This is a genomic window from Vibrio sp. B1-2 (genome assembly GCF_963888445.1).
In the GTDB taxonomy this organism is placed as follows: Bacteria; Pseudomonadota; Gammaproteobacteria; order Enterobacterales; family Vibrionaceae; genus Vibrio; species Vibrio anguillarum.
On record NZ_CAWPJH010000043.1, the window covers coordinates 34365 to 48960 of the forward strand.

Consider the following 14596-nt stretch of genomic DNA (forward strand, 5'->3'; position numbering starts at 1 on the left):
CACAATACTATCTATCTCTGCAACAAGTGTAATGGCTTTCCAGCAGATTGATAATTCTATCTATTTTCCTCTCGTTGCCCAAGGTCAGGGCAGTTGTGCAAGCTCTCCAAATCCTCAACTTATCCAATACGGATACTCACAGATTACGGGAACAGCGGGTGACCCACTGGCATTTTGTTCCATCAACAATATTTCTGAACGCCAAAATGCTCGTTGTGATGATCAGTTTTGCCAAGTTACAGGGGGAGGTGTGGCTTCCTTAAGTTTAAGCGGTGGGAATGCATTCAAAAATTCCAGTAATAATAATAACCAAATCAACTGGTGTTATAGTGGACAAAGCATTGTATTGAACCAATCAAATATAGGAAAACTACAACTATACGATAGCTGCACGCTTCAATTTTCAGGGTTGTCTGAATATAAAATAAAGTCTTTAGATATGGGCTCAAGCGCAACTCTTGTGTTGTCGTCGGGTGACTATTGGATTGAAACATTACAGTTAAACTCCAATGCAATTGTTGAAGTAGAAGGCGATGTTCGGCTATTTATAAAAAATAGTTCTAGCTGGAATAGTTCAGATATCAATATTTCTGGTGCGGGGAATTTAACGATCGTTGGATTTAATAATCTTTCTCTGAATGGTAATACACAAGTTAATGGTTATGTTTACATAGGTAACACTCTAGCTCTGAATAACTCTGCCACAATCAATGGCCGTACGACAAGCCGCCGATTAATGATGGAGGGGAATACTCAGATCAATCAAAATGAGCAGCAAGGCTATGCTTGTTTTGAGGATGATTTTAACCGCTCCTCGCTTGGTCAGAATTGGATCCCTTATACTAGTACTGGTAGCTTTACGCCGAGTTTGATTAGTAATCGCTTACGCTTAACTGAGGATCAGAATAACCAAGCAACCGCAGTGACTTATCAACGAATTTTCCCAGCGGCTGGCAACTTAGTTACTGTTGAGTTTGATTACTATGCGTGGGCGAATTTAACCGGTGATGGTGCTGATGGGGTGTCGATTATTTTTTCGGATGCCGAGATTATCCCCAGAACAGGTGGTTTTGGCGGCTCTTTAGGGTATGCACCCACCACAAGTTCCAATCCAATTAAGCCGGGTTTTGCAGGAGGTTGGCTTGGTGTGGGTTTGGATGAATGGGGAAATTATTCCAACCCAACAGAGGGAAGAGTCGGAGGGCCTGGTTTTCGTCGCCAAGCCGTTGCCATTCGAGGCTCTGAAGCCGCAAGTTATCGCTATCTAGTGGGAACTGCCGCTAATTTGAACCCCAAGCTGGATGTACGTCGTACTTGTCAATGGTGGGGCGGTAACTGTTCTTTTCCAGGGCCAGGTCCCGGGCATCGCTATTTCATCACCATCGATTCACGAAATAATAACGCGGTTTATGTTCGTGTGGATCGTCTAGTGAATGGCAATATGCAGACAGTTATCGATTGGTTTAATGTGCTATCGAATCCTAATCAAGGTGCGACACCTGAAGAGTTCTTACTTTCTCTTGCAGGCTCAACAGGGGCTTCTGTTAATAACCATGAGATTGAAAACTTTAAGGTTTGTGCCTTGAAGTCTCGTGACGTGGGGGAGCAGGTTGATCATTTTCGTTTTACTTTGCCATCGTCAGATGGGCTAACTTGCAACGCCGCTGATGTACAAATACAAGCTTGTGCAAATAGCAGTTGTAGTGAGCTTTACCAACAGCCGATCACCGCGACTTTACTACCAAATTCATTGCCTTCTGCTGGCGGTGGATGGCAAGGTGGCTCCCAAGTTAATATGACGAATGGCATTGCCAACCTGAAGCTTCGTAAAAATAGCGCAGGAAATGTAACTGTGGGGGTTCAGAGCTCAGTACCTAGTGCTAAACCTTTTTCGACCAATCTTTGTCGATATGGTAGTGGGGGGTATTCTGCCCAAAATTGTACGCTTAATTTCGTTGACAGTGGCTTCATTTTGGATATACCTAATTCCTATGCCAATCAATCGGTAACTGGGACCATTAAAGCGGTACGAAAAGATAACGCTTCACAACTGTGTTTGCCTAGTTTTCAAAATGTACAAAAACCCGTTTCCTTTTGGAGTGATTACTTGAGTCCTAATGGGGGGCAAGGTTTTAGAGCTTTATCGGTTGGTGTGAATAGTGTGGCGGTAGGGCCGTCATCCAATACTGCGACGCCAGTGGTGCTCAATTTCAACCAAAATGGTGAGGCGAGCATTAACGTATCCTATCGTGAGGCTGGTAGCCTTGCTTTGAATGCTCGTTTAACGGGGAGTGGTGATGAGCAGGATTTGCAACTAACAGGTCAAACGACTTTTATACGAGTTCCTCGTGCGTTGGTGCTTAGCACCAATCACTCTTATAACTTAGCTCATCCAGATGGAAAGTGCCCTGCTGCTGACTTAAGCTGTTTGGTTTTTGCAAGGGCAGATGAAAACTTTAATCTCAATATCAAAGCGGTTGCGGAGGCACCGATTGAGGATAATGATTTCACTAACAATTTAGGCGTGACAAATTATCAACAAGCAAACATTGAGCTTAAACATACTCTAATCGCACCAGCGACAGGCGTGCCCGGTGCTCTCGGCCAAGTTGAATATGATCACCAATTAGGTAGCTCGACGACTGTACAACAAAGAGTGAGTGAGGTTGGGGTGTTTGATTTCTCGCTGAACGCGCCAACGACGTATCTTGGACTCGATTTAGCGAGTGAGAATCTGCCGATTGCCGTTGCCTCAACGGGCCCGATAGGTCGTTTTATCCCAGCCTATTTTTCTCCTTCTTCGGTGGTGACCAGCTTACAGGCTGAGTGTGAGGTGACTTCTCCGAATGACGAATCGTTCAGTTATTTAGGACAACCGTTTGGATATAAAGACAATCCGGGTATTTACTTACACCCAAGATCCGCGTCAGGCAGTGAAACGATCAATTATTTCGACAGTGCTTGGTGGCGTTATGATCGGCAGTGGGACAACCGAATATATAACGATACTGTGAATAGTTTACCAATCAGCTTTGATAGCGATTTGACGAGTGTGAACCGAGTCAATGGCGTTGATTCTCGCATTGAACTCTCTGGGGAGATATTGATCTACCAAAAGCCACCACAACCAATAGTGCCTTTTAACAGCAAGTTAGATCTTACCCTCTTGGTATCCGATCTTACAGACCTTGATGGAGTTTGCTACCGAGAAACGGCCAGTGATCCTTGCCTAAACTATACGATTACAGATATTGATGATGAGATGAAATTGCGCTGGGGAAAACTGGTGATCCACGACACTTACGGCCCAGAAACGAGTGCGTTAAGTCAGCCAATTACGAGCGAATACTTCACTGCCAATGGCTTTGTTACCAATAGCTTTGATCGCTGTACAAGGTTACCAGATCTTGCGAATTTCACTTTAACGCCGACCGATCTAACTTTAGGTTCCGGTGGGGCTCCTGAAGTTTATCCTACTTTAGTCAGTCAAACGCTCACTTTGGGTACCGCGAATATCAACTTTACGGCTCCGGGAGCGGGTCATCAAGGATTCATTGATACTTTGCTTGATCTCAATGCTCATGGGTTGCCTTGGTTGCGTCTCTACAATGATCAAAATAGCGCGTTTGAAAATGAAGTCTCAGGCCGAGTACAGTTTGGATTGTACCGAGGCAGCGACCGGGTAATCTGGTGGCGTGAAAAAAATTAACCGGATAATTCACACAAATTCATAGAGATTTTTCTACCTAAGTTAGGAATCTGTTAGAAATTGCGTGTTTCAGTCCATGTTTATGCGTCAACGCCTTGCTGTGATCGCAAGGCATTGGTACATTTAGTGCAATTTTCTATCTTCTAATTCTTGCAGGACGAGCGAAGAATATGTTCAAAAAACTGCGTGGCATGTTTTCCAACGATCTATCGATCGATTTAGGTACCGCCAATACTCTTATATACGTTAAAGGACAAGGTATTGTCCTCGACGAGCCTTCCGTTGTTGCTATTCGCCAAGATAAAGGTCGTGGTGGAAAAAGCGTTGCTGCTGTCGGTCATGCCGCTAAGCAGATGCTTGGTCGTACGCCGGGGAATATTTCTGCAATTCGTCCTATGAAAGACGGCGTGATTGCGGATTTCTACGTGACCGAAAAAATGTTGCAACACTTCATCAAGCAGGTGCATGACAACAGTGTACTCAAACCAAGCCCTCGCGTTCTGGTGTGTGTGCCTTGTGGCTCCACCCAAGTTGAACGCCGTGCGATTCGTGAATCAGCACTCGGTGCTGGTGCGCGTGAAGTGTATTTGATTGATGAGCCTATGGCGGCGGCCATCGGTGCTGGTCTGCGTGTTTCTGAACCAACGGGTTCAATGGTGGTCGATATCGGTGGCGGTACGACTGAAGTTGCCGTTATTTCCTTGAACGGTGTGGTTTACTCTTCCTCTGTGCGTATCGGCGGTGACCGTTTTGATGAAGCGATCATCAATTATGTGCGTCGTAACTACGGCAGCTTAATCGGTGAAGCGACCGCAGAGAAAATCAAACATGAAATTGGCTCGGCTTACCCCGGCGATGAAGTGATGGAGATTGAAGTTCGTGGTCGTAACCTTGCTGAAGGGGTCCCTCGTAGCTTTACTCTTAACTCCAATGAAATCTTAGAAGCACTGCAAGAACCGCTTTCCGGTATTGTTTCTGCGGTGATGGTTGCGCTTGAACAGTGTCCGCCAGAGCTTGCTTCTGATATCTCAGAAAATGGTATGGTATTAACCGGTGGTGGAGCGCTGCTCAAAGATATCGACCGCCTCTTGACCGAAGAAACGGGAATACCAGTCGTGGTTGCCGATAATCCTCTAACCTGTGTTGCCCTTGGTGGCGGTAAAGCATTGGAAATGATCGATATGCACGGTGGCGACCTATTTAGCGAAGAATAATGGCTTTGGGAGCCGTAAAGCTCCCATTATGACATCTAGGATTTTTATAGAATGAAGCCAATATTTGGTCGAGGACCATCTCTTCAGCTACGTCTCTTTTTTGCCGTGATTTTATCAGCCAGTCTTATGCTGGCTGATAGTCGTTTAGGTACTTTTTCCAACGTTCGTTTTTTTCTTAATAGCTTAGTGGCTCCCATTCAATACATGGCGGATTTACCGCGCAGTATGTTTGATGATCTGTATGAGCGATTCGCCACTCATCAAAAACTGATTGAATCGAATCAACGTTTAAAACGAGAAGCGATCACCTTGAAAAGTGATTTGATCTTGTTTGATCAATACCGCGAAGAGAACCAGCGGTTACGTAAATTGCTTGGATCTTCTTTTGTTCGTGATGAAAAGAAGGTTGTCACTGAGGTGATGGCGGTCGATACCTCACCTTATCGTCACCAAGTTGTGATTGATAAAGGGCGAACGGATGGCGTTTACGAAGGGCAACCCGTTATCAACGACAAAGGTATTGTTGGCCAAGTGACTTTTGTGGCGGCGCATAACAGCCGGGTGTTGTTGCTGACTGACACCAATAGTGCGATTCCAGTGCAAATTATTCGTAATGATATTCGAGTGATTGCTTCAGGGAATGGCCAGGTGGATCGTATTCAATTGGAACACATTCCCACCAGCACTGATATTGAAGTGGGTGACTTGCTCGTCACATCAGGTTTAGGGGGCGTATATCCTGAAGGTTATCCTGTCGCACACGTTTCGGTGGTCGACAAAGATACCCAGCGTGAATTTGCGTCGATCACCGCCGATCCCGTGGTGGATTTTGATCGTCTACGCTATTTGCTGTTGATCTGGCCTAACGAAGATAGGCAGCAGAAAGTATTGCAAGTTACGCCAGAGAAAATGTTAGAGGAAGCAACCGATGGCCAGTAGTGTCGTGAAAAGTAAATTGGTGATTGGTGCATCATTTCTCTTTGCTCTGGTTTTACAAACTATCCCTTGGCCGGGTGAGCTGGATCTATTGCGCCCATCGTGGTTACTGCTGGTGACATGCTATTGGGTTTTAGCGTTGCCGCATCGAGTCAACGTAGGGTCGGCTTTGATCCTTGGTTTGTTATGGGATCTGCTGCTTGGTTCAACATTGGGCATTCGTGGCATGATGATGGCCATTGTTGTCTACTTAGTGGCGATTAACTTCTTAGTGCTGCGTAATATGGCGTTATGGCAACAAGCTGTAATCATTGGCGTGTTATCTATGTTGCTTGAAGTGCTGATCTTCTGCGGCGAATATTTAATTCAAGATGTGACATTTAACCCGCTCTCGCTATGGGTTGGTATGATCAATTGCATATTATGGCCTTGGATGTTCCTACTGCTTCGTCGTGTGCGACGCCACTGGCACCTTAGATGATGAATAAAAAAATTGTATTAGCTTCTGGCTCGCCAAGAAGACGAGAGTTACTGACTCAACTGGGTTATCCGTTTGATATTGTGGTGCCCAACGTTGAAGAGTGCCGTAATGAGCATGAAGCCCCAGCAGTGTATGTTGAACGTTTATCACGTGATAAGGCACTGGCTGGTGTTGCTTTATCCAACCCTGCTTCGATAGTTATTGGGTCTGATACCATAGTAGTGCAAGGTGAAACAGTACTTGAAAAACCTGCTGATTTTGCTCAAGCACAACAGATGTTACGCAGCCTATCTGGTACAAAACATCAAGTGATGACGGCCGTAACCGTAGCAACACATGATCATTCTAAATCCGTCGTAGTAACGACGGATGTATGGTTTAAACCTTTGTCAGATGAAGAAATAGAACAATATTGGCAATCGGGTGAACCTTGCGATAAGGCTGGCAGTTATGGCATTCAAGGATTGGGTGGACGATTTGTAACGAAGATCGAAGGCAGTTATTACGCTGTTGTAGGATTACCATTATTCGAAACTGACCAGCTCTTGCACGAATTTATATAATTAAAAACATTGAGGTGTACTCATGAGTGCAGAGTTGCTACTAAACGTCACCCCGAGTGAAACTCGAGTGGCGATGATTGAAGGCGGAGTTCTTCAAGAGGTCCACATTGAGCGAGAAGCGAAACGCGGCATTGTGGGCAATATTTACAAAGGAAAAGTCAGCCGAGTTCTTCCAGGAATGCAGGCCGCCTTTGTCGATATTGGTTTAGACAAGGCCGCTTTTCTTCACGCTTCTGACATTGTTCCTCATACTGAATGTGTGGCTGAGAACGAAAAACAGCAGTTTCAAGTTCGTGATATTTCAGAGCTAGTTCGTCAAGGCCAAGATATTGTGGTGCAAGTGGTCAAAGATCCATTAGGCACTAAAGGCGCCCGTTTAACGACAGATATTACCCTACCTTCGCGCTATCTCGTTTTTATGCCCGGCGCAAGTCATGTTGGTGTCTCACAACGCATTGAAAGTGAATCAGAGCGTGATCGTCTCAAAAAAGTCGTGTCTCATTATTGTGATGAGCACGGTGGGTTCATTATTCGTACCGCCGCTGAAGGGGCTGATGAGAAAGAGCTTTCACAAGATGCCGCCTTTCTTAAACGGCTATGGCTGAAAGTGTTGGAGCGTCGAGTTAAATACAAAACACGCTCGACACTGTATGGCGAATTGGGTTTAGCTCAGCGTATTTTACGAGATTTTGTCGGCACTGATTTGACGCGGATCTTAGTCGATTCGCGCCTTGAATTTGAGAACCTCAAAGAGTTCACCTCAGAGTTTGTGCCTGAGTTAACCGATAAGCTTGAACTGTATGAAGGTGACAAGCCTATTTTTGATATGTACGACACCGAAAACGAGGTTCAGCGTTCTCTCGAGCGTAAAGTGGAGCTCAAGTCTGGTGGATACCTTATCATCGACCAAACCGAAGCCATGACCACGATTGATATCAATACTGGCGCGTTTGTTGGCCGTCGTAACCTCGAAGAAACCATTTTTAATACCAATGTTGAAGCGACCCAAGCGATTGCCCGTCAGTTACGTTTGCGCAACTTAGGGGGCATCATCATTATTGATTTTATCGATATGATGTCTGAAGAGCACCGTAAGCGAGTGCTCAACTCCTTAGATGCCGCCCTGGTTAAAGATCGCGTCAAAACGAATATTAATGGTTTTACGCAGTTAGGCTTGGTGGAGATGACGCGTAAGCGCACCCGTGAAAGTATTGAACACGTGTTATGTTCAAGTTGTCCAACCTGTGAAGGCCGCGGCAGTGTGAAAACCGTTGAAACCGTCTGTTTCGAAATCTTACGTGAAATCACGCGTGTCAACCGTGCTTACGATGCGGATAAATTTGTGGTTTACGCATCCCCTGCGGTGGCAGAAACCTTGCAAGGTGATGAGTCTCATGCTCTTGCTGAGTTGGAAGTGTTTATTGGAAAAGAAGTGCGCATCCAAGCGGAGCCACTTTATATTCAAGAACAATTTGACGTTGTGATGATGTAGTAGGGCTTTTGTGATCTCAACTTTTACGCGCCTTTGGCGAATAGTATTGTGGTTTATCGTTTGCGTGCTAGTGGTGCTGGCTGTTGCTGTCACCACCTTGCGTGTGTTTTTGCCACAAATGAATCGTTTCCAAGGCGAAATACAAACGTTGATCAACCAAAATTCAGGTTTTGAATTTGAATTAAGTGAGGTCACTGGTTTTTGGCGTAATACTCACCCGTCAATTGCACTTAAGGGGCTAAAAGCAAAGCTACCTGATGGATCGCAAATTCACTTTTCTGCGCAGCAAATCGATGTTGAATTTGACCTCATTCAGTCAATACTGCAAATGCAACCTGTGGTCGCGGATCTCAGTATTCATCAACTCAAATTGGATATTCGCTCGGTAAACTGGCTTGAGCTACAGGCTGAAGATAACCAACAGAGCCGCACACAAGGCAATGTCATTCAACGTTTAGACAACCTACTGTTGCGGCAATTGGATGATTTTGCGCTACTCGACTCGACGGTTTTCTATCAATCTGTCGCGGGGGAGATTCGCCAGTTAGATATTGAACGTCTTCGGTGGAAAAATAACGCTCAGCAACATAAAGCTGAAGGCGTGGTGAGCATCGCTGATACCAGTATTAACTCTCTGTTAGTGAGTGCTAACTTTGAAGATCATGGTTCACTACGCGATATTTCAGGTCGCTTCTATGTTAGCGCTGACAATATCAAAATAAACCCGTGGTTGACTCGTTATCTCAAAGACGAAACCGGCATTAAGAAAGGACAGGTGAGTTTTAATGCCTGGCTGACCTTAGAACATAACCAACCTAAAGATGGCTATGTCGAACTTAAGCCCTCTGAACTGGTTTGGGGTGAAGAGCGTCAGCATGAATTGCTGTTAGAGTCGGGAATCATCAAACTGTTACCTATTGAACAAGGATGGCAAGTTAACGCTTACTCACTTCAGTTGCGCACGGATGACGAAGTGTGGCCTAAACTTGATATCGCGTTTGAATGGCAACCGACGCAATGGCGTTTGAACTTGTCGCAGTTGGACATAAAAACTTTGCTTCCCTTTGTGAAAATGATGCCCGATTCCAGCAAAACGAACGAGCTTTTGCAGCAATTGGATTTTGGGGGCACCTTAGAAGATATTCGGCTCAGCAAAGGAGATAGCCTGCAATCGCTTCGTTATTCGGCTGAACTCAGTGATGGCGCCATGGCGCAATGGCAGTTATTGCCACAAGTACACCATCTCAAAGCCTCCATTGCAGGTAGCATGGAGAGTGCCCGCGCCAAAGTAACGCTGATTGATGACGTGTTACCTTATGGTGATGTTTTCCAAGCACCATTGAATATTCGTCAAGGTGAAGCCGATGTTGTGTGGCAAAAGCAAGACGATGGCTGGTCATTGTGGGCCAGTAAAGTGACTGCGGCGACGCCTGACTTACAAGTGCTTGGATCATTTCGTCTCGATTTTCCTGAAAAACGCAGCCCTTTACTTGCATTTTATGCGGAAGCGGACTTATACAATGCAGGTGAAACTTGGCGTTATTTGCCCACCTTAGCATTGGGGCGCAAGTTAACAGACTATCTCTCTACTGCGATTCAAGGCGGTAAAGCCAACACCGCTAAACTGCTTTGGTATGGTGAACTTGGCGATTTTCCCTACCAACAAAACAATGGCGTATTCCAAGCTTGGGTTGGTTTAAAAGAGGCGAAATTTAGTTTTGATACGGCGTGGCCGCCGATCACCAATTTGCAACTCGATCTGCTGTTTGAAAACGATGCGATGTACCTTGATTCACACTCTGCGACCTTAATGGATGTCACTGCTCAGCGGATCACAGGGCGAATACCTGAACTAGCCGAAGGTGGACACATCGAAATCGAAGCCAGTGCAACAGCCCAAGGCAATGCCGTACGCGACTATATGACCTCAACGCCTTTAGTGGATTCGGTGGGAGCGGCGTTAACGGCGATTCAAGTCAGTGGCGAAGTGCAATCTGAATTTCAGCTTCGTATTCCTTTTGATAGTGAGCAGGAACCCCGAGCGTGGGGTTGGGCGAATTTAAATAATAACCACGTGGAAATTGATGCACCGCCAATGGTGCTTGAGGGTGTCTCTGGCAAAATTGAATTTGATAATGACGTTGTGACGGTAGCTGGTTTGTCGGCGGATCTGCTGACTCAACCGATCGCGATTGATTTTAAAGGTGAAAATGCCAGCCAAGGTTACGCGGTGAATATTGATGTGGTGGGAGACTGGGATATTAAACCCCTGACGCCTTTTGTCGGTGAGCGCTGGCTAAACCGTTTAAAAGGGCATGCTCCTTGGCAAATGGGCGTTGATATTCAGCTCAATGATGTCGGTTTCACTTATCAAATCGACACCTTAGCCGATTTAAAAATGGTAGAAAGTGATTACCCTTACCCGCTAAAAAAAGCCTTCAACGTGGCAGGCAAAGCCCACTTGCAAGCATCGGGTAACCAAGAGTCGATCACCGCTCGCCTACAATTACCACAAGCGAAATACCAAGCTGAAATCGATATCACATCGAAAAAACCACGCCTGACAGCCACCAATCTCATAGTAGGGAGCGGCAATTTCAAAATCAGCCCAGTGGTTGGCCACCATGCGCAGATCCGCAGCGATACCTTTAATTTGGATGAATGGTTGAGTTTGGCCAATGAGCCTCAGCCGAAGAAAAAATCAGCTCTAGCGGAGATGAATACTCCCGAGATCCCACCACCAGAGAGAGTGGACATCAACGTCAAAGCACTTCTACTAGCGGGAATTGAATGGCACGATGTTGATTTTAATGCCAGACGTAAAAATCTCGGTTGGTACGCACAGCTCGAGAGCCAAGAAGCAAAAGGTCAAGCGAGTTATATTGAACCTTATGATTTGTCCGTCTCGCTTGAACGTTTGCACGTTTACATTCCTGAGCTGGAGGACAGCTCCAAAAAATCACTGTTGGTTGATCAAGATCGCCAGTCTGAGCCGCTTATTACTGATTTTGACCGACAGTTTCATCGATTGGTGCCAAACTTAACTTTGGCCATTGATGATCTTTGGTTGCAGGGTTACAAGGTGGGCAAGATGAATATGGACTTCCAACGGCAAGGTGATACTTTGCAATGGAAGAAGATTGATATCAGTAGTGGTTCAAACCAAGTGACTATCAATGGTGCTTGGACGTTGAATAAAGACGCACAAGGTGATGAGCGTAGCCATACTCAACTGAATCTCACCATGAAAGGTGACAATAATAGCGATTTGATGGAGCGCTTTGGCATCAGCTCCGGTATCCAAAGAGCGCCATTTGAAATGTCGAGTCAAACCGAATGGGATGGCGCGCCTTGGTCAATGAAGATCGACAGCTTAGAAGGCAAGATAGAGACTACTATGGGTAAAGGTGTCGTTTCTGATGTCAGCGGTGCCGCTCGTTTACTCGGATTATTCAGTTTAGATTCCATTATCCGTAAAATGCAGCTCGATTTTAGTGACGTGTTTGATAAAGGAATGGCCTTTAACTCAATTACGGGCAGTGGTGAAATTTCGCAAGGGATTTTTGTTACCAACAACATCAAAATGGATGCTGTTGCCGGTGAAATGACCATTAAAGGCTTAGCGGATCTCAATAGCCGTACTGTTGATGCTGAGGTGAATTTTGTACCAGACATCACATCAGGAATTCCCGTCTTGACGGCTTTTGCGGTGACACCGCAAACAGCGCTGTATGTCCTAGCTATTACGACCGTGATTGCACCTGTGGTTGAGGTCTTTACCCAAGTCAACTATGAGGTTAAAGGACCAATTAATTCACCGGTTGTTAAAGAGCTTTCACGTAGTAGGGGCGAGTTTAAATTGCCAGAAAAGTTGAGAAAATTGACTGAAAAATAGGGAAGTAGGCATGGATCGCGTTGGACTTATTCAAATGACGTCAAGCTCTGAACCTGCGCAGAATTTGGCCTATATCGAACAGCAAGTGTCACTACTTGTGGCGCAAGGTGCGAAGTGGATTGTCACGCCGGAAAATGCACTGGTGTTTGGCACGCGACAACAGTACCACCAACATGCCGAGCCATTGGGACAAGGCCCTTTGCAGAGCCAATTGGCTGCTATGGCTCGCTTTCATCGGGTGTGGCTGTTGGTGGGCAGCATGCCTATCCGTCGTGAGGTTGGGGTAACGACTACCTCCTTGCTGTTTGATGCCAATGGCGATCTTGTCGCGCACTACGACAAATTACACATGTTTGATGTAGATGTCGCTGACGGCCACCAGCGCTATCGAGAATCGGAAACTTTTACCTGCGGCACAAAGCTGAGTGTTGCGTCGACGCCATTTGGTCAAATTGGCCTTTCCATCTGCTATGATGTGCGCTTTCCGCACCTCTATTCCCAATTAAGAGTGCAGGGTGCTCAGATATTAGTGGTTCCTGCGGCCTTTACGGCGGTGACCGGAAAGGCACATTGGGAAGTCTTGTTAAGAGCCCGAGCGATAGAGAATCAGTGTTGGATTGTTGCGGTTGGGCAAACTGGGCTTCATCCATGTGGGCGCGAGACATGGGGTCATTCGATGGTCATCAGCCCGTGGGGTGAGGTTATTGCAAGCTTAAACCAGCAAGTGGGGAATTTAGTCGCCGATATTGACTTGGCTTACGTTGAGCAAGTTCGACAAAAAATGCCCATTGCTGCACACACCCGATTCACCAATCAGTTTATAGATAATAAGAGCAAACTATGAGTATTAACCGCATTGAAGATGCACTATTAAAACCTGCAGGATTAACCGAGCAAGATATTGCGGATACACTAGCGACAATTGCCACTCGTCAAATTGATTATGCCGATATCTATTTTCAGTCGAGCTGGCATGAATCTTTAGTGCTCGAAGACAGCATTATTAAAGACGGCTCATTTAATATCGATTGCGGTGTTGGTGTGCGCGCCATCACAGGTGAAAAAACGGGTTTTGCTTATTCAGATCAAATCCAATTAGAAGGTTTGAAACAGAGTGCAATAGCCGCACGAGGCATTGCGCAGCAAGGTAAAAGTGGTTGTGTTCAAGCCTTTAAACGTAGCGATAATCAAGCCTATTATGCGGCGGATAACCCATTAACCAGTTGGGAAAAAAAGCAAAAAACAGAATTACTGCAAGAGCTGGATGCTTACATTCGTACCAAAGAGCCTTTGATCCAAGAAGTCTCGGTGAGCTTAAGTGGTGTGCATGAACAGATGTTAGTTGCTGCAACCGATGGGACTTACGCAGGCGATATCCGCCCGTTGGTCCGTTTGTCGATCAGCGTGTTAGCACAAAAAGGTGATCGCCGCGAGCGAGGCAGCTCTGGTGGTGGTGGTCGTTTTGGTTATGACTTTTTCCTCACCGAACAAGATGGCCGTAAAGTTGCGTTTCAGTTTGCCGATGAAGCTATCCGACAAGCCTTAGTCAACCTTGAAGCTGTCGCAGCTCCCGCTGGCGCGATGCCTGTTGTGCTCGGTTCTGGTTGGCCGGGTGTCTTGCTTCACGAAGCGGTAGGGCATGGCTTAGAAGGTGATTTTAACCGCAAAGGATCTTCTGTTTTCTCCGGTAAAATTGGCCAGAAAGTAACCTCAACGCTTTGTACGATTGTTGACGATGGCACACTGAAAGATCTGCGTGGCTCGCTCAATGTCGACGATGAAGGTGTCAATGGTCAATACAACACCTTAATTGAAAATGGCGTGTTGAAAGGCTACATACAAGACAAACTCAACGCACGTTTGATGGGGGTGAACCCTACGGGTAATGGGCGTCGTGAATCGTACGCACATTTACCGATGCCGCGCATGACCAACACTTATATGTTGCCGGGTGAACATACGCCAGAAGAGATCATTTCAACAGTGAAGAAAGGCGTTTATGCGCCCAACTTTGGCGGTGGCCAAGTGGATATCACCTCGGGTAAATTTGTGTTCTCTGCCTCTGAAGCCTATATGATTGAAAACGGCAAAATTACTTATCCAATCAAAGGTGCAACCTTGATCGGTTCTGGCATTGAGGCAATGCAACAAGTCTCGATGGTGGGTAACGATTTGAGCCTTGATCGCGGCGTTGGAGTGTGCGGTAAAGCAGGGCAAAGTGTGCCTGTTGGAGTAGGGCAACCTACGCTTAAGCTAGATTCGCTCACTGTTGGTGGCACCGAATAACGTTGTTACTCGCTCAGAGC

9 protein-coding genes are annotated in these 14596 nt (G+C 46.0%); all 9 read left to right on the plus strand.

The window, feature by feature from the left end:
- The first annotated feature begins 31 nt into the window (after positions 1-31).
- Complete coding sequence (locus AACQ75_RS15895; protein ID WP_249339373.1) at positions 32-3709, plus strand: DUF6701 domain-containing protein; 3678 nt, start codon at positions 32-34, stop codon at positions 3707-3709.
- Positions 3710-3879: 170 nt separating this feature from the next.
- Positions 3880-4923, plus strand: a complete 1044-nt coding sequence (locus tag AACQ75_RS15900) for a rod shape-determining protein (RefSeq protein ID WP_013857874.1) — start codon at positions 3880-3882, stop codon at positions 4921-4923.
- A gap of 51 nt (positions 4924-4974) precedes the next feature.
- Positions 4975-5862, plus strand: coding sequence for a rod shape-determining protein MreC (gene mreC, locus AACQ75_RS15905; RefSeq protein WP_047688139.1), 888 nt, complete (start codon positions 4975-4977; stop codon positions 5860-5862).
- On the plus strand, positions 5852-6340 hold the full coding sequence (gene mreD / locus AACQ75_RS15910) for a rod shape-determining protein MreD (RefSeq protein WP_013857872.1): 489 nt from the start codon (positions 5852-5854) through the stop codon (positions 6338-6340). The genes mreC and mreD overlap by 11 nt, the downstream gene beginning before the upstream one ends.
- On the plus strand, positions 6337-6903 hold the full coding sequence (locus AACQ75_RS15915) for a Maf family protein (protein ID WP_170889048.1): 567 nt from the start codon (positions 6337-6339) through the stop codon (positions 6901-6903). Before mreD ends, AACQ75_RS15915 begins: the two co-directional genes overlap by 4 nt.
- Positions 6904-6925: 22 nt before the next feature.
- Complete coding sequence (gene rng, locus AACQ75_RS15920; RefSeq protein ID WP_019281135.1) at positions 6926-8395, plus strand: ribonuclease G; 1470 nt, start codon at positions 6926-6928, stop codon at positions 8393-8395.
- A 10-nt stretch (positions 8396-8405) separates the two neighbouring features.
- Complete coding sequence (locus AACQ75_RS15925) at positions 8406-12290, plus strand: YhdP family protein (RefSeq protein WP_170889049.1); 3885 nt, start codon at positions 8406-8408, stop codon at positions 12288-12290.
- Positions 12291-12300: 10 nt separating this feature from the next.
- A complete protein-coding gene (locus AACQ75_RS15930; RefSeq protein WP_094133406.1) occupies positions 12301-13134 on the plus strand; it encodes a carbon-nitrogen hydrolase family protein in 834 nt (277 codons plus the stop codon).
- The gene (gene tldD / locus AACQ75_RS15935) at positions 13131-14576 is read left to right on the plus strand and encodes a metalloprotease TldD (protein WP_170889050.1); all 1446 of its coding nucleotides are present in this window, start codon (positions 13131-13133) and stop codon (positions 14574-14576) included. The genes AACQ75_RS15930 and tldD overlap by 4 nt, the downstream gene beginning before the upstream one ends.
- Positions 14577-14596 lie beyond the last annotated feature (20 nt).